Raw genomic sequence first — 22,748 nt, 5'->3', positions numbered from 1 at the left:
ACGGGCACTTGCCCGCGAAGCTAAGGCGCATGACGAGGAGGTAATACCCCCGCCGGGTGCGACTCGCCGCACGCCCGACATGTACCCCTCGTCCTGATCTGGCGCGCTACTCCGCCATGAAACGGTCCATGACGCAGGCGACGAACCGGGTGCGAACCGCTTCGTGGTCGGGGCCGTGGGTGGGGCGTCGGCCGGCCGCTGGACCAGGTCCTGAACGGGGACCGGGACCAGGTCCTGGACCAGCCCCTGGACCACGTCCCGAACGAATTCCTGGACGAGGAACGGGACCGGGTTGTGAACGGGGACCGGAGTCAGGCCCCGGATGAGGGCCTGAGCCGGGACCTGAACGAGAACCTGGGCCCAGGGCCCTGAGCGGGAACCTGACCCGGGCCTGAAGGCGTTCCGAAGCGGCGCCTGAAATGGGTCACCAAGTGGTGCCCGGGCGGGTCACGAAGTGGGGTGCGGGAGCAGGGGTTCCAAGCGCTGCCAGCGCGCGATCTCGCAGCCGTTGGTGCGCCGGAAGTGGGCGTCGACGGGATGTCCCGCCCAGCGGCCCGTGACATGCGCGGTGGCCGCACTGCCGTAGATCATCGTGCACTTCGACCCCTCGGGGACCGGCGCGAACGTGTCCTTCCCCCAGTGCGTCTCCTTGTCCAGCTCGGCGCAGGCCCTCCTGGCGTCGGGGTGGTTGCCGCCCGCCGGGTGGCAGGTCAGCGTGGAGGTGCCGTCGGTTACGGACGAACCGGAGCCGGTGACGGTGACGGTGAGGCGGTCGTGGGCCGAGCGGTGGGCCGGAGCGGGAACCGTACGGGTGAAGTCGTCCAGGTCCGGGATGCCGGTGCCCTCGGACCGGTGGTCGAGGAGCGGGAGCGGCAAGGGGATGGGGAGCGGGATGGGGGCGCGCGATGCGGCGGGCGCGGCCGGGCGGGCGCCGGACGAGGCGGCGAGGACGGGCGTCGCGGTGACGAGCGAGACGGCGGCGGTCGTGGCGGCGACGACGAGGGACATCCCGGGGTACGTCCGGCGACACGGGCGATACGGCATCAGGGCTCCAGAGAGGCGAGTGCGAGGCGGTACGCGGTACGTACACGCCGGGGGCGCACGACGCGCAGGTCGACACGGCCCCGACACTCCTAACGCGTCGCCGCCCCCGACGTTGCGCCGCAGGAACGTCTTTGCCGGGTGGCCCGGGCGCCTAGTACCGTAGGGGGCGATTGGTGACAGCCCGCAGAGCTGTGCCATCATCTGGACACACCACAGCGTGCGTGCACGCGTGGGGTGTGTGGAGGCGTCGCCTAGTCCGGTCTATGGCGCCGCACTGCTAATGCGGTTTCGGGTTTACACCTGATCGAGGGTTCAAATCCCTCCGCCTCCGCTCTTCTTCGGTCAGGCCCCGGTCGTTCGCGATCTGGGGTCTGATTGCTTTGTGGGGGTTGGTTGCTCGGGGCTGACGCGTTCCGGGCCTGGGCCCCGGCTTCTTCCCCTCCTCCCCGGAGTCCGGGGCGGCCCCGCCCCCTCAAGATCCCGTGCCCCGTGCCCCGAAGTGGCCCCCGTCACAGTCCGCAACGAGCCGGCCGTCCCAGGCGCCGACTGTGACGCCCTCCCTGGTGAACCCGCGCCGCCGCCTCCGTCGCGTACCCGGCCTCGGACCACGTCGGACGCGACGAAGGCCGGCTGTTTCCCGTGACCCCGCCACGAAGACGGCCACGCCCGCCCGAACTTCGTTCAGATCATCGAGGCGCCCCCCGCCCCGAGGCGCCGCCGCCCTTCGACCACGAGAGCGTTTGCCCAGGTCAGAGGGGGTGAGGGGAATGGATTTCACCTGACGGCGCAGGTCATGTAATGTTGTTCCCGCAACGCCGACCGGCAAGAAAAACCGCCGGAAAGCCAAGCGCTCGTAGCTTAACGGATAGAGCATCTGACTACGGATCAGAAGGTTGCAGGTTCGAATCCTGCCGAGCGCACAGCAGACCAGAGGCCCCGTTCGAAATCGAACGGGGCCTCTGGTGTTTCTGTTGACGGCAGTGATTGACGGCAACCGCCTCAAGTAGTCGGCGTGAGGGCTATCAGATGGCTACCGGGACACCGGCCGCTCCGTCGTCATCGTCCGGTGGGTTGCCGTCACCCCTCAGCGCGTCGCCTACGCGGTCGAAGGCCGTGCGCTGGGAGTCGAGCCGCACGAAGGTGTAGATGTCCATGGTCACGCGGATCGAGCTGTGGCCCAGGACTTCCATGATCATGCGGGCATCGGCGCCCTGTTCGTGGAGCAGAGACGCGCATGTGTGACGCAGGTCATGGAAGCGGACCTTACGGACCCCGGCGCGGGTGCACAGCACCTCGAAGGACCGGTTCAGGTTCCTCGGCTCGATCGGGGTCCCGTTCTTCGTGGTGAAGACCAGGCCGTGCCCCGTCCCCTTCCAGTTGTCGCCCGCCGCCTTCCCGTCGGCGATCTGCTGGGCGCGCTGGGCACGGAGCGCCGTCACGCACTCGGCCGGCAGCGCCACGCGACGAGCCGAGCGCTGCGTCTTCGGCGCGACGATCAGCAGCTCTCCACCCACCCGCTGAAGCGCCTGCCGGACGGTGACGACACCTTCGTGCAGGTCCACGTCCGACCAGCGGAGCCCGAGCAGCTCACCGCGCCGCAGACCGATGCGGACCGCCAGTTCGTACCCGGCCCACAGCCGGTTGTCCCGAGCCGCCGCAAGGAGTCGGCGCCCCTCCTCCGCCGTGAGCGGTTCGATCTCACGCCTCGTCCCCATGCTCAGCTCGACGTTCCGGGCCACGTTGCGCGGCAACTCGTCCTCACGCACGGCGTGCTGGAGGGCAGCGGCAGGAGCACACCGGTTGGGTGACGAGTCGAGCCAAGCTGTATGCCGGCCGACGTGGCTCAGGGTGAGGCGGGTCGGTTCCGCGTGCAGCGCGGGCAGATCCAGGACCGGCCGAGGACCCTCACGAGACGGGTGTCCGGGTGTTCCGGGCAGACCTGATCGGGATCGCTCGGCTGCTTGCGCGGCGGCCGGTGCATGAAGCCGACGAACCAACGCCGCCCGTCGTCATCCCTCTTGATCATCGCCGCCCTCATCAGGCTCAGGTTCCGGAGCGCTCACGATCTCCTCGGCGGCCACGTCGTAGCCGTTGACCTCTTCAGTACCCATTGCTGGCTTCTCCTATCGGTTGATGGTTCTGATGCGGATTCGTGCCGGATGTGACGCCGGTCCCCCTCGGGGGTGAGCGACCGGCGCCGCCGTTGCCTGCCCGGCCGATTGCCAGGGAAGTTCGGGCAGACACTGTTCCCGCCTGCGGTCATGTGCGGGCCGTGAGAGGCGCACACAGGGAGACCGGGCGGAGTAGTGACCGGTGGCCGGGCAGGACGCATCCACCGGCCGGCCACCGGAGAATCAGGGCGTGCTGCGGAGATCGCAGCGGCAGGCACTGTCATCTCGTCACCGCTGAATGGATGTGCTCTCGTCCTGCCGGTCGCAACGGTCCTGCGCCGATTGCAGCCCCAAGGCATCGAGCAAGTCGAGGCAGTCACTGCGATCTCGCGCGGACCGTTCCACCAGGCCCCGCACCGCCTCGACTTCAGCAGCGGTGAAACCACGTGCCATGGGCAGAAAATCGGTCGGAACATTCGACTTAGGGGCGCGCGTCTTTGCGGCGAACCCCCATCTGGATCCACCACATCCAGCAGGATCCGCACGTCTTCAGCCAGCGCCACCATGGGCAAGTCGGTGTAGCCGTACAGAGCTTCGGTGAGTTCCTTCACCGCCAGGGCGACATCCTCATCAGCGCAGGCATGGGGACGAGCCCTCATGACCGACACCAGCACCGCCGCGTGAGCCCGCAGCTTCACTCGTAGACGCTCATCCAGCGGCCGTGTGGGATCCAACACCGCGCGGACGCTCTGACGTGGAACCGTCCAGTCCCAGCGCATCAGCGAACCTCCCCACTGGGGCCGGTACGGTCCGACTGCGTCACAAACGGCTCGGCGCCCGGTTGAGAGATGGGGGCAGGGGTGGCGGGGGCGGATGCGTCTGCGATCTGCACGCCCAGCAGGCCGAGGGTGGCGACGGAGCCGAGAGCCCAGAAAGCGGATATCACCCCGTCTGCTGTCGGTTTCGGCAGCGCGTGGCGCCCGCTCATTCGCCCCGCCCCAGCACGCCAGACTTCTCCACGAGGAACAGCAGGGTGTAGCCCAGGCTCCGCACATGCGACGCGGCCGACTGCAAACCAGAGCCGAGCCCCTGACAGACCTCGTACGGGATCGAGTCCAGCTTGGCCCGCTTCCGGTACCACGCCAACGTGCCATGGTTCAGACGGTTGATCCGTTCCGCCGCCAACGGCTTCAGCACCTCGATGTGCCCCAGCAGCACCTCACGCAACTCGCACAGCTCTGCATATGGAGGCAACGCCGACTGCTCAGGTAGGGCCCGGACAATCGCGGCCTTGACCTCGTTCACATCCACCGGCTGCCCGGAACCATCGACTGTGGGCGCCCGCGATTCCTGCGATTCAGCCCAACTCTCTACCGCTTCATGCCCGTTCATACGTGTCTGCGGCTGCATGACCAACAGCATCACGGCGAGCGGTCCCCATAATCGCCATCCGCGTGATTACCCACGGTGGGTAAAATCCCGAGTAGCCTCTCGGTCACGCACCGCACCCACGGAGTGCCGCTCATGCCCAAGTACGAGCAGCCAGACGGACTTCCGGCCCGACTGCTGAGCTCTACCGGGATGATTGATGCCTGCCGGGAGCGTGACTTCTCGAAGATCTTCGAGTTGGCCAAGACCCGGGGCGGTTTCTACCCGTCACTGATCGCACGCCGCTGCGACATGACACCCAGTCGGGTTGGCGAGGTACTGGCCGGCAAGCGGGTCATCAAAGACATGAGCGTCATCGAACGCGTGGCTGACGGGCTTCGCATCCCCGGCCACATGCTTGGACTCGCCCAGCGAGATTGGGAGACCCCCGCAGCACTGAGCACGACCCCCGCCACGCCAACGAGCCCCGTACTGCCCGTGGCCAGCGAACGCACCGATCCGGTCAACGCCCTGCCAGGAGTGGACCTGGACAGCATTCTGGCCGTTGCCACAGGACCGCGGCTCAGTCCGTCCACGCTCCGCGCGCTCCACTCATCCATCGAGGACTACTGGCGCCGCGACGATCAGCATGGAGGCGAGGCGCTGCGCCCGGCAGTCGTCGGGCAGCTGCGCTACGCCGTAGGGATGATCAAGGAAGCGAGCGAAGGCGAGTTCCGACGCGGCCTCTACAGCGTCGCCGCCGAGCTGGCCAGGCTCACGGGCTGGACGTACTTCGATGCGCGCCAGTACAGCCAGGCCCGCATCTACTTTGCCGAAGCCCTGCAACTCGCCAAGGCCATCGACGACCACCAGTTCATGGCGAACGTACTGGCCTGCATGAGCTTGCAAGGCACCTACGAGGACCGGCCGGCGGATGCCGTCGCGCTTTCGACAGCAGCACAGGACAGCGCTCGTAGACGCGGTGGCACACCACGAGTGATGGCCATGCTGTCGATGCGCGAAGCATTCGCGCACGCCTCGATGAGCAACCACAGCGCGACCCACGCAGCACTCGCCGAGGCGCACCGGCAGTTCGAGCAGATCTCAGACGCTGACCCTGACCCTGCTTGGGTGACCTACTTCGATGAGCCCAAGCTCATCGTGGACACCGGTATCGCCCGCGCTCGACTCGGCGAGGCCGACGCCGCCGAACCACTGATCGCCGATGCTCTGCGACGCGAGCCCGCAAGCAATCACCGAGCCCGCGCCTTTCACTCCTTCTGGCTCGCCACCACCCAGCTCCAGCGCGGCAAGGTCGAGAAGGCATGTCATACCGCCACAGTGGCGTTGGAGACAGCCACGGCAGTGGATTCCGAGCGCATCACAGGGCATCTGCGCGAGTTCCATCAGCGCTTGGCCCCGTTCCGCAAGGAGCCCGCAGCCATCGCGTTCGAGGCACGGCTACGGGCCACGCTGCGGTGAACATCAGCGAATCGATTCGTCCATCAGCACGTACAGCAGACCGACGAGGGAGCCACTGCTGACGATCTCCCGGCGGTCGATCATGGCCCGCACCCGATCCAGCGGTATCCACTCGATCCGGTCGGACTCGTTCTTCTCGGTCGGTGCGCCGATGTGCGTGGCACCGTCCGCCCGGAACACGTAGTGCTGCGAATCCGTGATGCCGTTCGCAGGCTCGGCGTAGATCAACGGCTTCATTGGACCAGGCCGCCAGCCGGTCTCTTCTTCCACCTCACGGGCAGCAGCGGCCTCAGGGGACTCGCCCTCTTCTATCAGGCCCATGGGCAGTTCCCAGGCCCACGAGTCCGTGATGAAGCGGTGCCGCCACATCATGAGGACTTCCCTCTGATCATTCACCACGGCCGCCACGGCGAGATGCCGCAGCCGCACGACGTGGTGTTCCCAACGCCGGCCGTCCGGCTGCTCAACATCGACAAGGCACAGATTCACCCATGGGTTGGTGTAGATCTGCCGCTCGCCGTAGGTCTTCCACTGCATGCTCGCCGCCCCTCTCGCCTGGTGGCCCCAGCATCTCATTCGCGGACAGGGAGGTTGCGAAGCGCTGCACGAGGGCCGTGTGGCTTCGTTCATCACGAGGAACAACGTTTGTCGACGGCTTCCGCCACGCGGACGCTCTGCAGGCGGTGATCTGAAGTGACACCGCCGCGGCCCGAAAGGAGCTTGGGGATTGTTCAGGAGGGGAGTGTCTTTCTGCCCTGCTCATCGCAGGGCAGGAGATGCGCGGCCCGGCCGGCCAGGAAGGGGCGGGAGGCTTGGCCCTCGACGTCCGCCAGCGCGGTGGGCTTGACGTCGATGGCACCACCGAAGGGTTGCTCGGCGTCACGGGTGATGATGAGTGTTGTGGTCAGCAGGGCAGTGACGAGGACCAGGGCGGACAGCTGGGCCTTGTTGTTTTTTCTGGGCAGGCACATTCCGAGGGCGATCACCGTCACGGTCATGGTGACGAGGAGGAACCAGAAGATGAGGCTGGGGACGGCCGGGGTGGACTCGGCCAGCCGATCCTGCCGCGCCTTGGCCCGCTGGTTGTCTGCCGAGACGAGCATGCCGAAGGAGGAGTGGTCGGACAGATTTTTGAACGCCTGGCGGAAGTCCGTGCTCCATGTGCTGGCGACGGCGGAGCTGTTGCCGTTGGCCATGGCGGGCCATTCGTGGACCCGCACCGCCCGCGCGTAGCAGATGACGTCGGCTTGTAGGCGATCACGCTGGGCCGTGGGCGCGTACTCGGCCACCTCGGCCAGGTTGTCCACCGCGCTGGCCTCGGTCCGCACGGCTTCTTGGGCGCTCTTGTAGGAGCTCGATGCCGTGACCAGGGTGAAGGCGAGAAGCAGGACGGTAAGAGTCAACAGCGGTCCCACGAGGTCGCGTACGTTCATGCCCTCGTCCCCCTCGGGAACCAGTCGGGGCCTGAGGAAGCGGTTGGCAGCGAGGGCCGCGAGGAGAGCCAGTACAGCCACCACGATGACGGTGATCATGATTTCGGAACCTCCTTCGGTCCCGTCGGGTTGGCGACGCAGGGTTTCCCAGCGGCGGACACATATGCGGGAGGATCGGGCTGCACACCCGTCATGGCATGTGCGGGACACGTCAGGCACGTCATCAGAACCTCGCGGTCGATCACAGCTCCGCTGGCCGGAGCTTCTGTTCGTGATCTTGAAACCCGCAGACGGTGCCGCGTCAGAACCTCGCCCGCTGCTCACCCGCACGAGCGATGATTCCGTCGGGCAATGGAGCAACCCGCCCATATTCGCTCGTCGGTTCCTGGTAAGCCCGTACAGGAACGGGGCACCAAGGCTCGGCCTGGCGGCAGACCTCGGCAGTCTCTCCGGGGTGAGGATGACGGCAACCCTGACGGCAACGACGGCACACGGGGACTGACGACAGTGATCACCGGTACACGGGTCAGCTGATCAGGGATACACGCTGCACGGCTTTGCCCAAAGCTACGGATCAGAAGGTTGCAGGTTCGAATCCTGCCGAGCGCACAGCAGAGCAAAGCCCCCGCCGGGTATCCGGCGGGGGCTTTGTCGTGTTGTGTCTAATTGCCTCGGGCCGGCTGAGGGGGGTGTGGCTGTCGGGGTTTTGGAGAGGGCGGTGCCGTGCCGTCGGGACAGTCGTGGCCACCGGGAAGTGGGCTGGGAGTGGGGGAAGTTGCGGGGGCGGTTGCGGTGGGGTGAGGGGGTGCCTGGGGGTGGGCGGGGATAAGGATTAGGTGTTGGCGGGGAGGTCGCGTACTGTTAGGGCAACCGACGCGGGGTGGAGCAGCTCGGTAGCTCGCTGGGCTCATAACCCAGAGGTCGCAGGTTCAAATCCTGTCCCCGCTACTGATACCGCAGACCCGGTGGATTGAGAATCCGCCGGGTCTGCGGTTTTTTGCGTTTTGGGTGGTTGGGGCTGGGGGCTTCTGCCTGGTCGGCCGGCCTGGTTGTTCCGTTCGGGGGGCGGGCCGGTTTGTCTTTTCCGGCGGTGCGGGCCCGGGCCGGTTGTCCCCCGTCTGGGGCGTGGACTGGTGTGCCGGTCTGCTGCTTCGGCCTGGTGTTTGTTGCCGGATGGGTGGGGTCCGGGGTGTCGGTTCCGGGGTGATCGGTTTTGGGTGTTGATTTCCGGGGTGCGGCCGGGGGTGCGGCCGGGGACTCGTGCTAGGGCCGTCCGGGTTTCGTCGGGTTTTGGAAGGGCGTTCGTTCCGGGTCTGTGGGCTGGGTTGGCCGGCTGGGTTGGCGGGCCGGGTTGGTGTTTCGGTGTTTGGGATTTCGGTTTCGGTTGGTTCGGGGTCTGGGTTTCGGGGTTGGGGATTCGGGGTGCGGAGTTTGGGGGTGCTGTTGGGTGGTCCGTTTTTGGGTTTTGGTTGGGGGATTCGATGTTTTTTGGGGGGTGGGTTTTACGGGTTCGGCGGGTGGGCGATCAGATGTGGGCCGGTGGGGGGGGCCGCACGGGGTGGAGGCGCTGGAGACGGCGGACACCGTGGTCATACCGGCTTCGGGGGTGGACTACGGGCTCTCGGCGGAGTGCGCCGAGGGGCGGCTGAGCCCGGCGATGGCGGATGCGCTGGGGCGGATCCGGCCGGGGACGCGGATCGCGTCGATCTGCACGGGGGCGTTTGTGCTGGCCGCGGCGGGGCTGCTGGACGGGCGGCGGGCCACGACGCACTGGCGGTCGGTGGACGGCTTCCGGCGGATGTTCCCGGGGGTCCGGCTGGATGCGGATGTGCTCTACACGGACGAGGGGGATGTGCTGACGGCGGCCGGGGTCGCCTCCGGGGTCGATCTGTGTCTGCACATGGTGCGGTGCGATCACGGGGCGGCGGTGGCCAATGACGTCGCACGGCGGACGGTGGTGCCGCCGCACCGGGAGGGTGGGCAGTCGCAGTACGTCCGGAGGCCGGTGCCGGAGCCGCAGGTGTCCTCCACCGGGGCGGCGCGGGCCTGGGCGCTGGAACATCTGGACCGGCCGCTGACACTGCGGGAGCTGGCGGTGCGGGAGGCGATGAGCGTTCGGACGTTCACCCGGCGGTTCCGGGAGGAGGCGGGGATGTCGCCGGTGCAGTGGCTGACGCAGCAACGGGTCGAGCGGGCACGGCAGTTGCTGGAGGAGACGGACCTGACCGTGGACCGGATCGCGACCGAGGCCGGCTTCGGGACGGCGGCTTCGCTGCGGCAGCATCTACAGGCGGCGTTGGGGGTGTCGCCGCGGGCCTATCGGAGCACGTTTCGGGGGGTGGGGGTTTGAGGGGGTGCGGGCGTGTACCTGGGGTGAGGGCTGTCCTTGGTGCGTGAGGGGGTGGGGACGCGTACCTGGGCGTGAGGGGTGTCCTTGGTGCGTGAGGGTGGGGCGGTTGTAGGGGCGGACGGGTTCGGGCGGGGCGTTGTCGTACCTCGGTCGTACGCTGGCGGTGTGTGGCGATGTACGGGGCCGCGCTGGTCACGCAGTGAGTCGGGGGACGCGGGGCGGCGGTATGTGCAGGGGCTCGGGTGGTACTGCGCCGAGCGGGGCGCGGAGCGGGTGAGTCCGCTGCCGGCCGGGAAGGTGCTGGCGTTCTCGGTGCGGGGGGAGCGGCGGTGTCTGGGGGTGCGGCGGGGTGGCCGGCGGACGCCGTGTCCGTACGCGGCGGTGCTCGACGGGGCGAGTGCGAAGGACCAGTGCCCGAGCTGCGCCGGGCTGGACCGCTCGCGGTCGGTGGCGGCGGACACCATGGCCGATGATCCGCGTCCGTACGCCGTCTATCTGGCGTACTTCGGTCCCGGTCTGCTCAAGGTGGGGATCACGGCCGTCGAGCGGGGGTCGGCGCGGCTGGTGGAGCAGGGGGCGGTGGCGTATGCCTGGCTGGGGCGCGGGCCGCTGATGGCGGCGCGACGGGCGGAGGCGCTGCTGGGGAGCGCGCTCGCGGTGCCGGACCGGTTCGGGAAGGCGGCGAAGCGGGCGGCGCGGAGGGTGTTGCCGTCGGCGTCGGAGCGGGCCGCGGAGCTTTCTCAACTCCACGGTAGAGCCCGGGAGTTGGCGGGGTGGCCGGAGACCCTGGAGCCGGTGGCGTTCGAGTGCGTCGATCACGCGGAGCTGTTCGGGCTCGACCGGATTCCTGCGGAGGTCGCGGAGCTGGGGGTGCCGGAGGCGGGGGCGGAGATTGTGGGGGAGGTGGTGGCCGGGGTGGGGGCGGATGTGTATCTGCGGTTGAGGCGGGCGCCGGTGACTGCGGGGGTGGGGGAGTCGCCGGGGGGCCAAGTGGTAAGCGGTGATACGGGGGTTGCCGTGCTGGATCTGCGGGTGTTGTCGGGGTGGGTGTTGGGGGCGGCTTCGGGGGCGGTGACGACCGTGCCGGTGCGGGAGGGGGAGGCAGGACGAGGGGTTGGTGGTGGGGAGGGTGGGGCTGGGCAGGAGGGGTTGTTCTAGGGGGGGTGAGGGGTGGGCTTGAGGGGTGGGTGTGGGGGGTGGGGGAGCGGGATGGCAGCGGCTCAGGCGGTGTGCAGGGCCTGGAGGGCGGTGCGTAGGTCCGTCAGGGTGGCCTCGTCCGAGACGCGTTCGGTGGCGGGGTCGGTCTTCGGGCCGATGGCGGGGATTTCGAGGCAGGCGGACGGGATGATCCTGCCGGACATCGTCTTCAGCGTCTCGCGGAGTTGGGCGTTGGCGTAGCTGCCGCCGGTGGGGAAGGGCGAGGCGGTGATCACCGCGATCGGCTTGTCGACGCATTCGCCGCTGCTGACCAGCCAGTCGAGCGCGTTCTTGAGGGTGCCGGGGACCCCGTGTGCGTACTCCGGGCTGACGATGAGGATCGCGTCGGCTGCCGCGGCGGCCGTACGGAGCGCGGCGACGGCCGGCGGGGGTGTGGCGCTCTCGCCGTCGAGGTCCGGGTTGAAGTGCGGGAGGGTGCCGATGTCGGCGGTGCCGGCGGGGCCGTCGTGGAGGTCGAGGGCGGAGCGCAGGACGGCGCCGGTGGAGGAGCGTTCGCGGAGGCTGCCGGAGAGGGCGAGGAGTCGTATGGCTGGGCGCATGGGGTGACGCTACGGCTTGACGTTGGGGGGAAGGCGAGGGGGAGGGAGGGGGAGAGGAGGGGTGTGGGGGCGAATGGTGGTGTGTGTGGGGGCATTTGCGCTGGTCAGGGCGATTGTCAGTGGGGGGTGCGATGCTGTGGGAGTGGTTGATCGGGCTGGACCGCGCGGGGGGCGGCCCAGGCCGGTCGTCCACGAAGTCGGGGAAGGGGGAAACGAGTTGGGGGCGTGTGTGGGCGACGGCTAGTGGGGCGATGACGGGTGTCGGCGGCGCGGGGCGGTGGGGTGGCAGGGCGCTGTGCCTGAGGCGGGGGGGGGGGGGGTGGGGGACGGGCCCCCGGGGGGAGGGGAAAGGGAGAGAAGGCGGCGGGTCGGGCAGGGCCAAGGCTCAGGTGGGTGATGGCGACTGGGGGGTTTCTCAGGAGATTCACAGAAAGCCGAAAGGGAGCTTTCACGCGAGCAGGTCACGCTCGCGGGCATGACCGTGACTTCGTCGTCCTCGGCGGTGCCCGCAGTGTCCGTGGGTTCCGTGGACCCGTCAGCGTCCCTGCCCCCGTCGGCGTCTCCGCCCCGTTCCAGGGGCGCGTCCTCGCCTGCGGCCTCGTCCTCTCGGGTGGCGGCCTCGTCCCGTACCGTGCGCGCGTCCCGTACCGCCGCTGCGGCAGCGTCCGCCCGTAACGGAACCGTGTCCCGTACGGCATCCACATCCGCGTCCCGTAACGCATCCACATCCGCGTCCCGTAACGCCTCCACGTCCACGTCCGCATCCCGCACTGCGCCTGCGCCTGCGCTTGGGCCCGCGCCCGTGTCCACGTCGGCGTCAGCGACCGCGTCCTCGCCCGCGTCCGGTAAGGGCGGGATGGCGCGGGGTGCTGCCAAGCAGCCGGAGTTGTTGCGGGCCGATGGGAGTCCGGTGCGGGTGCTGGTGGTGGATGACGAGGCGTCGCTCGCGGATCTGCTGTCGTTGGCGCTGCGGTACGAGGGCTGGGACATCCGGGCCGAGGGGGACGGGGCGGGCGCGCTGCGGTGTGCGCGGAGTTGGCGGCCGGATGCGGTGCTGCTCGATGTGATGCTGCCGGACATGGACGGGCTGACGGTGCTGGGACGGCTGCGCCGGGAGTTGCCGGATGTGCCGGTGCTCTTCCTGACGGCCAAGGATGCCGTCGAGGACCGTATCGCCGGGCTGACGGCGGGCGGCGACGACTACGTCACCAAGCCGTTCAGTCTGGAGGAGGTGGTGGCCCGGCTGCGCGGGCTGCTGCGGCGGGCCGGGGCGGCGGCCGCGCGCAGCGAGTCGCGGCTGACGGTCGGCGATCTGGTGCTGGACGAGGACAGTCATGAGGTGTGGCGGGGCGGGGACGAGATCCATCTGACCGCGACCGAGTTCGAGCTGCTGCGGTATTTGATGCGTAATCCGCGGCGGGTGCTGAGCAAGACGCAGATCCTGGACCGCGTGTGGAGCTATGACTTCGGCGGACAGGCCAATGTCGTCGAGCTGTACATCTCCTATCTACGGCGGAAGATCGATGCCGGGCGGACGCCGATGATTCACACCCGGCGCGGGGCGGGGTATCTGATCAAGCCGGGCGGGTAGCGGGAGATGGATTCGTCGTTCTCGGAGCCGGTGGAGCCGGTGGAGCCGGTGGAGACAGTGGAGCCGATGGGGCCGGTAGGTCCGGCGGGCCGGGGGCCCGGTCCGGCGTCGAGCCCATCCTCAGCGGCGCCCCCGCCCTCACCCCCCGCTCCCCCCTCACCCCCCGCCCCCACCCCCCGCCGCCCCTGGACCCTCCGTACGCGGCTGGTGGTGTCGGCGGTGGTGCTGATCGCCGTCGTCGCGGCCGTCATCGGTACGGTCACCTCCCTCGCGCTCCAGTCGTATCTCCAGGGCCAGTTGGACCACCAGGTCGGCGAGGTGCTGATGCACGCCCAGAGGCCGCGGCCGCCGCACGGTCCGCGCGGCGCCACCGATCCCGGCACCGGTCTCCGCACCGGTCTCGATACCGATCTCGATTTCGTGGCGATGGGCGGGACGCCGATGCGGACGGTGGGCGCGCGCTTCGGGCCCGACGGATCGATCCAGGACGGTGCGAAGAACAACAACTCCACCAGCCGACTGCCCTCGGAGCGGCTGGACGGGCTGACCGGCGCCCAGACCGCGGCGCTGGCCGCCGTACCGCGGGACGGAGCGCCGCACACCGCCGAGCTGCCGGGCCTCGGCGACTACCGGGTGCGGTCCTCCCCGGACGGCACGATCGTGCTCGGTATGCCGCTCCGTGAGGTGGACGCCACGGTCGCCAAGCTGATCCGCGTCGAGGCATGGGTGACGGTTTCCGGGCTCGTCGCGGCCGGCATCGCGGGCGCCGTCATGGTCGGCGTCGCGCTGCGGCCGCTGCGCCGGGTCGCCGCCACCGCCACCCGCGTCTCCGAACTCCCCCTCCACCAGGGCGAGGTGGCCCTGCACGTGCGGGTGCCGGCGGCGGAGGCCGACGCCCGTACGGAGGTGGGGCAGGTCGGGGCGGCGCTCAACCGGATGCTGGGGCATGTCGCCTCGGCGCTGTCGGCGCGCCAGGAGAGCGAGATGCGGGTACGGCGCTTCGTCGCCGACGCCAGCCATGAGCTGCGGACCCCGCTGGCCTCGATACGGGGCTACGCCGAGCTGACCCGGCGCGGGCCGGAGCGGCCGGGACCCGAGACCCGGCACGCCCTGGGGCGGATCGAGTCCGAGGCGCAGCGGATGACGGGGCTGGTGGAGGACCTGCTGCTGCTCGCCCGGCTCGATTCCGGACGGCCGCTCTCCTGCGAGAGCACGGATCTGACGGCGCTCGTCGTCGCGGCGGTGAGCGATGCGCGGGCGGCCGGGCCCGGACACAGGTGGCGGCTGGCGCTGCCCGACGACCCCGTGCTGGTGTACGGCGACGACGGCCGGCTGCACCAGATCCTGGTGAACCTGCTGGCCAACGCCCGTACGCATACGCCGGAGGGGACGACGGTGACGGCCCGGGTTCGGGCCTCCGGGAGCGGCGTTGTGGGCGCACCCGCCGTCTGTCTGGAGGTGGAGGACGACGGTCCCGGTATCCCGTCCGCGCTGCTCCCGCGCGTCTTCGAGCGGTTTGCGCGCGGCGACGCGTCGCGGTCGCGGGCCGCCGGGAGTACGGGGCTGGGCCTGGCCATTGTGCAGGCGGTGGTGGGCGCGCACGGCGGTACGGTCGGGGTGGAGAGCGCGCCCGGCCGGACGGTCTTCACGGTCACCCTCCCGGCGGCGCCGCCGGCCGAACGGCCTCCGGTCGAAGCGGCCCTGGCCGAACCGCCTCTGGCCGAATCATCCACGTCCGAATCATCCACGTCCGAACGGTCCCTGTCCGAACGGTCCCCGTCCGAACCGCCGCCGCCGACCGACCCGGCCCCCTCCGAACGCCCCTCGCCCCTCGGCTCATAGCCGGGCCACAGGCTCACCACACCGCCATGACAGCCCGGTCGGCGAGTGTCGCGGTCATGACCGCCACCGCCGACCCGGCCACCCCGGAGCCGCCCTCCGACGCCCCACCCACCTGGGCCCCACCCACCCGGCACCCTGGGCTCCCTCCCGCCCCGCGAGCACCTGCGCCCCGGCGACACCGACACGGTCCTCGACGTCGTCATCCCCGTCCACAACGAGCAGACCGACCTCGAACCCTGTGTCCGGCGGCTTCACGACCACCTCACCCGGACCTTCCCCTACGGCTTCCGCATCACCATCGCCGACAACGCGAGCACCGACCGCACCCCTGAGGTCGCCGCCCGGCTCGACGAGGCGATCGACGAGGTCACCGCCGTACGGCTGGAGCAGAAGGGGCGCGGCCGGGCGCTGCGCACCGTGTGGGGGCACTCCGAGGCGCCGGTGCTGGCCTATATGGACGTCGATCTGTCCACCGACCTCAACGCCCTGTTGCCGCTGGTCGCGCCGCTGATATCCGGCCACTCGGACCTGGCGATCGGGTCGCGGCTGAGCCGGAGCGCGCGGGTGGTCCGCGGGCCGAAGCGGGAGTTCATCTCGCGGATGTACAACCTGATCCTGCGGGGTTCGCTGGCCGCGCGGTTCTCCGACGCGCAGTGCGGGTTCAAGGCCGTACGGGGCGATGTCGCCGCGCGGCTGCTGCCGATGGTGGAGGACACGGGGTGGTTCTTCGACACCGAGATGCTGGTGCTCGCGGAGCGCGCCGGGCTGCGGATCCACGAGGTGCCGGTGGACTGGATCGACGACCCCGACAGCACCGTCCACCTCGTCCGTACGGCGGCCGACGACCTCAAGGGCGTATGGCGGGTGGGGCGGGCGCTGGCCACCGGGCGGCTGCCGCTGGACCGGCTCGCGCGGCCCTTCGGTGACGATCCCCGGGACCGCGAGCTGAACGGCGTACCGGGCGGGCTGGCGCGTCAGCTGGTCGGCTTCTGTGTCGTCGGGGCGCTGAGCACCCTGCTCTATCTGGGCCTCTACTCCCTCTTCCGGCTCGGGGTCGGCCCCCAACTGTCCAATGGCGTCGCCCTGTTGGTGTCCGCCGTCGGCAATACGGCGGCCAACCGGAGGCTCACCTTCGGGGTACGGGGCCGCGACCGGGCGGTCCGCCATCAGGCCCAGGGGCTGGTGGTGTTCGCCATCGGGCTGGCCCTGACCAGCGGCTCCCTGGCCGCGCTCGGCACCGCCACCCCGGACGCCTCGCACGGCACGGAGCTCGCCGTCCTGGTGGCCGCCAATCTCGCCGCCACCGTGCTGCGGTTCCTGCTCCTGCGGGGGTGGGTCTTCCCGGACCAGACGCAGACGCAGACGCAGACGCAGACCCAGGCTCAGACCCAGGCCCAGGCTCAGACCCACGCCCCGGACGAGGCCCCGGACGAGGCCCCGGGCCGACCACCGGGCGGCATGCCGTACCACCACCCCAACGACGACGAACGTGACGACTGCACCAGGAGCACCCGATGACCTCGCCCCACGCCGCCGCGGCGGCCCGGCCGCACGAACCCCGCTGGGCGCGCCCCGCCCTGGTGGCGCTCCTGGTGGCCACGGCCGCGCTCTACCTCTGGAACCTGAGCGCCAACGGCTACGCCAACCAGTTCTACTCGGCCGCCGTACAGGCCGGCAGCGAGAGCTGGAAGGCGTTCTTCTTCGGCTCCTCCGACGCGGCGAACTCCATCACCGTCGACAAGCCCCCCGCCTCCCTGTGGCCGATGGCGCTGTCCGTACGGCTCTTCGGGCTCGGCTCCTGGGCGATCCTGGTGCCCGAGGTGCTGATGGGCGTCGCGGCGGTCGGTGTGCTGTACGCGGCCGTACGGCGGCGGTTCGGCGCGGCGGCGGGGCTGCTCGCGGGCGGGGTGCTGGCGCTGACGCCGGTGGCGGCGCTGATGTTCCGCTTCAACAACCCCGATGCGCTGTTGTGTCTGCTCATGGTGTGCGCCATCGCCGCGGTCCTGCGCGCGCTGGCGGACGGCCGTACGAAGTGGCTGGTACTGGCCGGGCTCTGCTTCGGGCTCGGGTTTCTGACCAAGACGCTGCAAGCGTGGCTGATCCTTCCGGCGCTGGCCGCGGTGTACGCGTGCTGCGCGCCGGTCGCGATACGCCGTCGGCTGGGCCAACTGCTGCTGGGCGGGCTGGCGATGGTGCTCTCCGGCGGCTGGTGGGTGGCCGCGGTCGAGCTGTGGCCGGCGTCCTCACGGCCGTACATCGGCGGCTCGCAGCACAACAGTTTTCTGGAGCTGACCTTCGGCTACAACGGCTTCGGACGGATCACCGGCAATGAGACCGGCAGTGTCGGCGGGGGTGGCGGGGGCCACCGGGGCGGCATCGGTGGCGGCGGCTGGGGCCAGACCGGTATCACCCGGCTGTTCTCGGCCGATATGGGCGGCCAGATCGCGTGGCTGCTGCCCGCCGCGCTGATACTGCTGGTCGCGGCGGTGTGCGTGCTGTGGCGGGCGCGGCGGTCCGTTGCCGCCGGGAACGGCGAGCAGGCCGGACTCGCCGAACGGGCCGATCAGCCCGGAGATGCCGATCAGCCCGGGCACGCCGATCAGGCCGGGCACGCCGAACAGGCCGCTCAGCGGGAGGAGTTCCTGGTCTGGGGCGGTGCGCTGCTGTCGACCTTCGTGACCTTCAGCTTCATGTCCGGCATCTTCCACCAGTACTACAACATCGCGCTGGCGCCCTACGTCGCGGCGCTGGTCGCCATGGGCGCCACGCTGCTGTGGCGCCGCGGCGGCCGCCTCGCGTCCGTCGTTCTCGCCGGGACGGTCGCGGTGACCGCCGTCTGGTCGTACGTCCTGCTGGACCGTTCGCCGAACTGGCTGCCGTGGCTGCGGTGGACGGTGCTCGCGCTCGGTCTGTTGGCGGCGCTGGGCCTGCTGCTCCCGGCGCTACGGAGCCGAGCGGCGGCGGGGGACGCGGCGGACGGGGATGCGGCGGAGGGGGATGAGGCGGCGGCCACCGCCGTCCCCTCCTCGACCCCCTCCCGCCCGGCCGCCGTCGCCGCCGGGCTCGCCGTGGTGACCGCGCTGGCCGGCCCGCTCGCCTACGTCCTCGACACGGTCCAGACCCCCAAGGGCGGCTCGATCATCACGGCCGGGCCCCAGGTGCGGGGCTCCTTCGGTGGGCCGGGCGGCGGCCGCTTCCCTGGAGGGATGCGGCAGTTCAACGGCAAGGGACGTTCGCACGCCTTCCCCGGCGGGACGCCGGGCGGCCCCGGCGGCTTCCCCGGCCGCGGCGCCACCGGCGGGCCGGGCGGACACCCGGGCGGCATGGGCGGCCTGCTCAACGGTGCGAAGGTCAGTGCGCAGGCCAAGGCGCTGGTGGCGAAGGACGCGGACCGCTATACGTGGGCGGCCGCTGCGGTCGGCTCCCAGAACGCGGCGAGCTATCAACTCGCCACCCAGAAGCCGGTGATGGCCATCGGCGGCTTCAACGGCAGCGATCCGTCGCCGACCCTCGCCCAGTTCAAGAGGGACGTCGCGGACGGGAAGATCCACTACTTCATCGCCGGCGGACGGGACGGCTTCGGCGGCAAGCAGGGCCCTGGCAGCAAGCAAGGCCCTGCCAGTAAGCAAGGCCCTGGCGGCAACGGCCGCAATGGCCAACGCAACGGCAACGGCCGCTCATCGAAGATCACCTCCTGGATCGAGAAGACCTTCAAGAAGGTCACCGTGGGCGGCGCCACCTTCTACGACCTGACCCAGCCGCGCCAAGGAGGCAAAGCCGCAGGTCAATAATCGAATGTACGGCGTATAACTCTCCCTGTACGGTGTATGGCATCCGCTCGCGCCGTACAGGGAGCCCGTATGCCCGGAGCCCGAACGTCCCCCGTGGACTCCACCGCCACCGCCCTCCAGCCACCCACCCCCAACGCCGCCCGCTGGCTGATACTCGGGGTCATCTGCCTCGCCCAGCTCACGGTCATCCTCGACAACACCGTCCTCAACGTCGCCATCCCCTCGCTCACCGAGGAGCTGGGTGCGACCACCGCCGACGTCCAGTGGACGATCAGCGCCTATTCGCTGGTCCAGTCCGGTCTGCTGCTCACCGCGGGCAATGCCGCCGACCGCTACGGCCGGAAGAAGATGCTGGCCGTCGGCCTGGCGCTGTTCGGTCTCGCCTCGCTCGGCGCCGCCCTCGCCCAGTCGCCCGGCCAGCTGATCGCCGCCCGCGCAGGTATGGGCGTCGGCGGTGCGCTCCTGGTCACCACCACCCTCGCCGTCGTCATGCAGATCTTCGACGACGCCGAGCGCCCCAAGGCCATCGGTATCTGGAGCTCGGTCAACTCCCTCGGCTTCGCCGCCGGACCGCTGATCGGCGGCGCGCTGCTGGACCATTTCTGGTGGGGCTCGCTGTTCCTGGTCAACCTCCCCGTCGCGGCCATCTCGCTGGTGGCCGTAGTGGCCCTCGTCCCCGAATCCAAGAACCACAGCGGCGACCGGCCCGACCTGCTCGGCGCTCTGCTCTCCATGATCGGCATGGTGGGCGTCGTCTACGCGATCATCAGCGGCCCGGTGTCCGGCTGGCTCTCGACCCAGGTCCTGCTCTCCGGCTCCGTCGGCGTGCTCGGCCTCGCCGCCTTCGCGCTCTGGGAGCTGCACGTCCCGAACCCCATGCTGGACATGCACTTCTTCCGCAACCGCCGCTTCATCGGCGCGGTCTCCGGCGGCATCCTCGTCGCCTTCGGCATGGGGGGCTCGATCTTCCTGCTCACCCAGCACCTCCAACTGGTGCTCGGCTACGGCCCGTTGGAGGCCGGACTGCGGATGGCGCCGCTCGCCGTCACCGTCATCCTGATCAACTTCACGGGGCTGGGCGCCCGCCTGATGCCCCGGCTCGGTACCCCCGGCATGATCGTCAGCGGCATGACGCTGCTCGCGGCCGGCCTCGCCGCGATCTCGCTCCTCGGCGGACACGGCTACGGCGGCATGCTGACCGGACTGATCGTGATGGGCGTCGGCGTCGCGTTCGCCATGCCGACGATGGCGAACGCCGTCATGTCCGCCATCCCGCCCGCCAAGGCCGGGGTCGGCGCCGGCGTCAACGGCACGCTGATGGAGTTCGGCCAGGGCCTCGGCGTCGCCGTCCTCGGCGCGGTCCTCAACTCCCGCTTCGCCGCGCTGATCCCGCTGGTCGCGGCGGGCGCCGGATCCCTCCCGGCGGCGCTCGCCCGGACCCGTACGGACGCCGAACGCACCGCCGTCCAGGACGCCTTCGCCACCGGCATCGGCACCAGCCAGCTGGTCGGCGCCGCCGCGGTCTTCCTCGGCGGGCTGGTCGCCGCGCTGCTGCTGCGTCGCGCGGAGCGGTCCGGCCAGGAGGCCGAACCCACTCGCCAGGAGGCCGGTACGTCGTCCGTACCGGCACCGTCCACCGCCCCGGCACCGTCCACCGCCCCGGCGGAATAGCATCGACGGTGTACGTGATCGATGAGCAGTGATCGATGAACAGTGGTCGATGGGCAGTGATCGTCGGCCAACGATGACCGAGGGGACGCCATGGCAGCGACGGATGGCCGCGCCAGGAAGCAACCGGCGCGTGCGAACAGCGTCTGGCTGACCGAACGCCCCCCGCTCACCCGCAAGGCGGACCAGCCGGCCGGACTCGACCTCGACAAGATCGTCGCGGCGACGGTCCGGCTGCTGGACGCCGAGGGCCTGGCCAAGTTCTCCATGCGCCGCCTGGCCGCCGAGCTGGGCGTCACCGCGATGTCCGTCTACTGGTACGTCGACACCAAGGACGACCTGCTGGAGCTGGCCGTGGACGCGGTGGCCGGCGAGATCGCCCTGCCCGACGAGTCGGACGCCGCCGCCGACTGGCGCGACCAGCTCCGCCTGCTCGCCACCGGCTACCGCGACATGCTGCTGCGCCATCCGTGGGCGGCCCGGCTGCTGGCCGAGTTCATCAACGTCGGCCCGCGTTCCGTCGCGTTCTCCAACGCCACGATGCGGGTGATGCGCCGCACCGGCCTGGACGCCGACCGCACCTCGGGCGCGCTGGCCTCGCTCTTCCACTTCGTCTACGGCTTCTCGACCATCCGCGCCACCCACGAGGACCGCTGCCGGGCCGCCGGCATCAGCCTCGACGAGTACTTCGCGCAGGTCATGGCCGCGATCTCGGGCCGCCCGGAATTCGCCGAGACCATGGAACTGTCCTCCCGCGCCGACTACGTCCGCCAGGGCCGCAGCGCGAAGAAGATGCTCGACGAGGACTTCGCGTTCGCCCTGGAACTCCAGTTCGCGGGGATCGAGGCGATGCGGGGGCGGGGGGAGTAGCGGCGGCGAGGCGCGGGCTGAGGGCGGCCGCGGCGGGGTGTGCGAACCCGGGTCAGCTCGGCGGGCCACGGCGGCCCCATGTACGGGTCTGTCTGCGTGCCTACGATGGCCTGACAGGGGAGGCGCTTTCCACCCGGGAGAGCGCACGCCTGATCAGGGGACAGATGGAGGCACTGACGTGACCACAAACCCTGGCGCTCGCGAGTGGGTGAAGTCCAGCTACAGCGGCGCCGAGCACGGCAGCGACTGCGTCGAGTGGGCCCCCGCTGCCATCCCCACCGGCTCCGTCCCCATACGCGACTCCAAGAACCCAGGCCCCGAGCTTCACTTCCCGCCCGACGCCTGGGTGTCCTTCATCGGCATGGTCAGAGACCGGGGCTGAGTCCCGCGGCCGGCTCGGTGGCCGTGGCACCGGCGTGCCGCATCGCCATGTTCGTCAGGCCCTCGCCGAGGAGCGTGGCCATGCGGTCGACCACGTATGTCAGGAGTCGGGAGTCACCGGCCAGCTTCTTCATGGCCGACTCGATCCGGCCCGCCAGCGCTTCGAACTGCTCCACCAGGCGGAGGATCTTCGACGCCTGCCCGGCGACGGCCGCCGTGGCGACGGCTTCGGAGGGGCCCACGGTGACCGTCGGCAGCACTGTCCCGGACGTTTCCATCTGGGTGAGTTCCAGGGTGAGTTCCACGATCTTGTGGAGGATCGTTTCGGAGTGGTCGGCACAGTCGTCGAGTTCCTTCTGCATCTCCTCGAAATTGTTCGTGGAGTCCTGGAACACCTCGTACTGCTGCTGCCAGTGCTTCTTGAAGGACTCCGCTCCCGGACCCGTCCAGGCGACGCCTACGACCGCGTTCACCTTTTCGTCGAGGCGTTCGGCGGTCCGGTGGAGGTCCTGGCCGAAGCTGCGCCAGCCGGCGGCGAGGGTCCGGAGGGTCTCCGGATCGCCGCCGGGCCAGGGAATGCCGAGCGTTTCGAGGACCGGAGTGGTCTTGTCGACCAGCGTGGTGTTGATGCTCATGACCGGCCGCCCCAGAACGATGCGGTTTCGGACTCGACGCATTCGTAATGCGCGGCGGACTGAACCAGTCCGGAGTCCCGTAGCAGGGCGGCGAGTTGGGCTATTTGCTCCTCGGTGCGGGTGAGCGCCTCCAGGTACTGGGAGGTGGTGTCCGCGCACGCCGCCAGCAGCCCGAATGCGGTGCCGATCTGTGCGGCCTGCCCGGCGAACTCCTTGAGGCGGCTCTCGATGTCGTCGGCGGCGGTGCTGAATTCCGTGGCCAGATCCCTTATTCCCGCTGGGCGTGCCTCGAAGGTCGTGGATAACATGTCTGCCGTTCCCCGTTTAACTCCGGTCCATTGGCGCCTTGTTGGGGCGATAGGACGGACGCTACGAGGTGCCGCGGTGGCGAGGGAACGGCCATTCGAAAATCCATGCGCCCGGCT

At 70.0% G+C, this 22,748-nt stretch carries 19 protein-coding genes and 3 tRNA genes; 13 read left to right on the top strand and 9 right to left on the bottom strand.

Going from position 1 to position 22,748, the window contains the following annotated elements; all coding sequences use genetic code 11:
- Window positions 1–447: 447 nt before the first annotated feature.
- Window positions 448–1,008, bottom strand: a complete 561-nt coding sequence (locus SNA_RS01695) for an SSI family serine proteinase inhibitor (RefSeq protein WP_037791958.1) — start codon at window positions 1,006–1,008, stop codon at window positions 448–450.
- Between the two features lie 276 nt (window positions 1,009–1,284).
- On the opposite strand from SNA_RS01695, the gene SNA_RS01690 reads away from it, so the two are divergent.
- Together SNA_RS01690 and SNA_RS01685 are read left to right on the top strand one after the other, a co-directional pair.
- A tRNA-Ser gene (locus SNA_RS01690) sits at window positions 1,285–1,375 on the top strand.
- Between the two features lie 516 nt (window positions 1,376–1,891).
- Window positions 1,892–1,964: transfer RNA gene (locus SNA_RS01685), tRNA-Arg, on the top strand.
- 102 nt (window positions 1,965–2,066) lie between these two features.
- On the opposite strand, the gene SNA_RS01680 is transcribed toward SNA_RS01685, so the two are convergent.
- The 3 genes from SNA_RS01680 to SNA_RS01665 all read right to left on the bottom strand — a co-directional run bounded on the left by SNA_RS01680 (window position 2,067) and on the right by SNA_RS01665 (window position 4,565).
- A complete protein-coding gene (locus SNA_RS01680) occupies window positions 2,067–2,759 on the bottom strand; it encodes a site-specific integrase (protein ID WP_241779513.1) in 693 nt (230 codons plus the stop codon).
- Window positions 2,760–3,443: 684 nt separating this feature from the next.
- On the bottom strand, window positions 3,444–3,608 hold the full coding sequence (locus SNA_RS42080; protein ID WP_157879852.1) for a hypothetical protein: 165 nt from the start codon (window positions 3,606–3,608) through the stop codon (window positions 3,444–3,446).
- A 531-nt stretch (window positions 3,609–4,139) separates the two neighbouring features.
- A complete protein-coding gene (locus tag SNA_RS01665) occupies window positions 4,140–4,565 on the bottom strand; it encodes a DUF6415 family natural product biosynthesis protein (protein ID WP_241779512.1) in 426 nt (141 codons plus the stop codon).
- A 114-nt stretch (window positions 4,566–4,679) separates the two neighbouring features.
- On the opposite strand from SNA_RS01665, the gene SNA_RS01660 reads away from it, so the two are divergent.
- Window positions 4,680–6,005 (top strand): NsdA family TPR-like regulatory protein, encoded by a 1,326-nt coding sequence (locus SNA_RS01660; protein ID WP_030068384.1) that lies wholly within the window; start codon window positions 4,680–4,682, stop codon window positions 6,003–6,005.
- 3 nt (window positions 6,006–6,008) lie between these two features.
- Here SNA_RS01660 and SNA_RS01655 read toward each other — a convergent pair whose 3' ends face one another.
- On the bottom strand, window positions 6,009–6,542 hold the full coding sequence (locus tag SNA_RS01655; RefSeq protein WP_030068385.1) for an NUDIX domain-containing protein: 534 nt from the start codon (window positions 6,540–6,542) through the stop codon (window positions 6,009–6,011).
- A 194-nt stretch (window positions 6,543–6,736) separates the two neighbouring features.
- Window positions 6,737–7,537 carry a bestrophin-like domain gene (locus SNA_RS01650; protein WP_030068386.1) on the bottom strand — a complete coding sequence of 267 codons (801 nt, stop codon included), beginning with the start codon at window positions 7,535–7,537 and terminating at the stop codon, window positions 6,737–6,739.
- A gap of 775 nt (window positions 7,538–8,312) precedes the next feature.
- Between SNA_RS01650 and SNA_RS01645 the strand changes: the two genes are divergently transcribed.
- The 3 genes from SNA_RS01645 to SNA_RS01635 all read left to right on the top strand — a co-directional run bounded on the left by SNA_RS01645 (window position 8,313) and on the right by SNA_RS01635 (window position 10,946).
- Window positions 8,313–8,386, top strand: a tRNA-Met gene (locus tag SNA_RS01645).
- Window positions 8,387–8,969: 583 nt separating this feature from the next.
- Entirely contained in the window at window positions 8,970–9,788 is an 819-nt protein-coding gene (locus SNA_RS01640; protein WP_241779511.1) for a GlxA family transcriptional regulator, read from the top strand.
- A 165-nt stretch (window positions 9,789–9,953) separates the two neighbouring features.
- Window positions 9,954–10,946, top strand: coding sequence for a DUF2797 domain-containing protein (locus SNA_RS01635; protein ID WP_420823448.1), 993 nt, complete (start codon window positions 9,954–9,956; stop codon window positions 10,944–10,946).
- A 62-nt stretch (window positions 10,947–11,008) separates the two neighbouring features.
- Here SNA_RS01635 and SNA_RS01630 read toward each other — a convergent pair whose 3' ends face one another.
- Window positions 11,009–11,545 carry an NADPH-dependent FMN reductase gene (locus tag SNA_RS01630; RefSeq protein WP_044362681.1) on the bottom strand — a complete coding sequence of 179 codons (537 nt, stop codon included), beginning with the start codon at window positions 11,543–11,545 and terminating at the stop codon, window positions 11,009–11,011.
- A gap of 856 nt (window positions 11,546–12,401) precedes the next feature.
- On the opposite strand from SNA_RS01630, the gene SNA_RS01625 reads away from it, so the two are divergent.
- The 7 genes from SNA_RS01625 to SNA_RS01595 all read left to right on the top strand — a co-directional run bounded on the left by SNA_RS01625 (window position 12,402) and on the right by SNA_RS01595 (window position 21,689).
- Window positions 12,402–13,136 carry a response regulator transcription factor gene (locus SNA_RS01625; protein ID WP_030062801.1) on the top strand — a complete coding sequence of 245 codons (735 nt, stop codon included), beginning with the start codon at window positions 12,402–12,404 and terminating at the stop codon, window positions 13,134–13,136.
- A gap of 66 nt (window positions 13,137–13,202) precedes the next feature.
- Complete coding sequence (locus SNA_RS01620) at window positions 13,203–14,978, top strand: sensor histidine kinase (protein ID WP_078969651.1); 1,776 nt, start codon at window positions 13,203–13,205, stop codon at window positions 14,976–14,978.
- Between the two features lie 135 nt (window positions 14,979–15,113).
- Entirely contained in the window at window positions 15,114–16,496 is a 1,383-nt protein-coding gene (locus tag SNA_RS01615; protein ID WP_078969606.1) for a bifunctional glycosyltransferase family 2/GtrA family protein, read from the top strand.
- A complete protein-coding gene (locus tag SNA_RS01610) occupies window positions 16,493–18,769 on the top strand; it encodes an ArnT family glycosyltransferase (protein WP_044362678.1) in 2,277 nt (758 codons plus the stop codon). Before SNA_RS01615 ends, SNA_RS01610 begins: the two co-directional genes overlap by 4 nt.
- Window positions 18,770–18,838: 69 nt before the next feature.
- Complete coding sequence (locus SNA_RS01605) at window positions 18,839–20,440, top strand: MFS transporter (protein WP_078969605.1); 1,602 nt, start codon at window positions 18,839–18,841, stop codon at window positions 20,438–20,440.
- A gap of 90 nt (window positions 20,441–20,530) precedes the next feature.
- A complete protein-coding gene (locus tag SNA_RS01600) occupies window positions 20,531–21,307 on the top strand; it encodes a TetR/AcrR family transcriptional regulator (protein WP_044362675.1) in 777 nt (258 codons plus the stop codon).
- Window positions 21,308–21,485: 178 nt separating this feature from the next.
- Window positions 21,486–21,689, top strand: a complete 204-nt coding sequence (locus SNA_RS01595) for a DUF397 domain-containing protein (protein ID WP_030073846.1) — start codon at window positions 21,486–21,488, stop codon at window positions 21,687–21,689.
- Here the strand turns inward: SNA_RS01595 and SNA_RS01590 are convergent.
- Window positions 21,673–22,323 carry a WXG100 family type VII secretion target gene (locus SNA_RS01590; RefSeq protein ID WP_030073843.1) on the bottom strand — a complete coding sequence of 217 codons (651 nt, stop codon included), beginning with the start codon at window positions 22,321–22,323 and terminating at the stop codon, window positions 21,673–21,675. The genes SNA_RS01595 and SNA_RS01590 overlap by 17 nt on opposite strands.
- A complete protein-coding gene (locus tag SNA_RS01585) occupies window positions 22,320–22,631 on the bottom strand; it encodes a type VII secretion target (protein ID WP_030073842.1) in 312 nt (103 codons plus the stop codon). The genes SNA_RS01590 and SNA_RS01585 overlap by 4 nt, the downstream gene beginning before the upstream one ends.
- Window positions 22,632–22,748 lie beyond the last annotated feature (117 nt).

Source organism: Streptomyces natalensis ATCC 27448 (assembly GCF_000935125.1).
Taxonomy (GTDB): Bacteria; Actinomycetota; Actinomycetes; order Streptomycetales; family Streptomycetaceae; genus Streptomyces; species Streptomyces natalensis.
This window is presented reverse-complemented; position numbering and strand designations above follow the sequence as displayed.

Excerpts from the sequence above, each read along its gene's own strand:
- SNA_RS01695 (WP_037791958.1), bottom strand. The coding sequence starts at position 1,008 with ATGTCCCTCGTCGTCGCCGCCACGACCGCCGCCGTCTCGCTCGTCACC.
- SNA_RS01680 (WP_241779513.1), bottom strand. The coding sequence starts at position 2,759 with ATGGGGACGAGGCGTGAGATCGAACCGCTCACGGCGGAGGAGGGGCGC.
- SNA_RS42080 (WP_157879852.1), bottom strand. The coding sequence starts at position 3,608 with ATGGCACGTGGTTTCACCGCTGCTGAAGTCGAGGCGGTGCGGGGCCTG.
- SNA_RS01665 (WP_241779512.1), bottom strand. The coding sequence starts at position 4,565 with ATGCAGCCGCAGACACGTATGAACGGGCATGAAGCGGTAGAGAGTTGG.
- SNA_RS01660 (WP_030068384.1), top strand. The coding sequence starts at position 4,680 with ATGCCCAAGTACGAGCAGCCAGACGGACTTCCGGCCCGACTGCTGAGC.
- SNA_RS01655 (WP_030068385.1), bottom strand. The coding sequence starts at position 6,542 with ATGCAGTGGAAGACCTACGGCGAGCGGCAGATCTACACCAACCCATGG.
- SNA_RS01650 (WP_030068386.1), bottom strand. The coding sequence starts at position 7,537 with ATGATCACCGTCATCGTGGTGGCTGTACTGGCTCTCCTCGCGGCCCTC.
- SNA_RS01630 (WP_044362681.1), bottom strand. The coding sequence starts at position 11,545 with ATGCGCCCAGCCATACGACTCCTCGCCCTCTCCGGCAGCCTCCGCGAA.
- SNA_RS01625 (WP_030062801.1), top strand. The coding sequence starts at position 12,402 with ATGGCGCGGGGTGCTGCCAAGCAGCCGGAGTTGTTGCGGGCCGATGGG.
- SNA_RS01620 (WP_078969651.1), top strand. The coding sequence starts at position 13,203 with ATGGGGCCGGTAGGTCCGGCGGGCCGGGGGCCCGGTCCGGCGTCGAGC.
- SNA_RS01610 (WP_044362678.1), top strand. The coding sequence starts at position 16,493 with ATGACCTCGCCCCACGCCGCCGCGGCGGCCCGGCCGCACGAACCCCGC.
- SNA_RS01605 (WP_078969605.1), top strand. The coding sequence starts at position 18,839 with ATGCCCGGAGCCCGAACGTCCCCCGTGGACTCCACCGCCACCGCCCTC.
- SNA_RS01600 (WP_044362675.1), top strand. The coding sequence starts at position 20,531 with ATGGCAGCGACGGATGGCCGCGCCAGGAAGCAACCGGCGCGTGCGAAC.
- SNA_RS01590 (WP_030073843.1), bottom strand. The coding sequence starts at position 22,323 with ATGAGCATCAACACCACGCTGGTCGACAAGACCACTCCGGTCCTCGAA.
- SNA_RS01585 (WP_030073842.1), bottom strand. The coding sequence starts at position 22,631 with ATGTTATCCACGACCTTCGAGGCACGCCCAGCGGGAATAAGGGATCTG.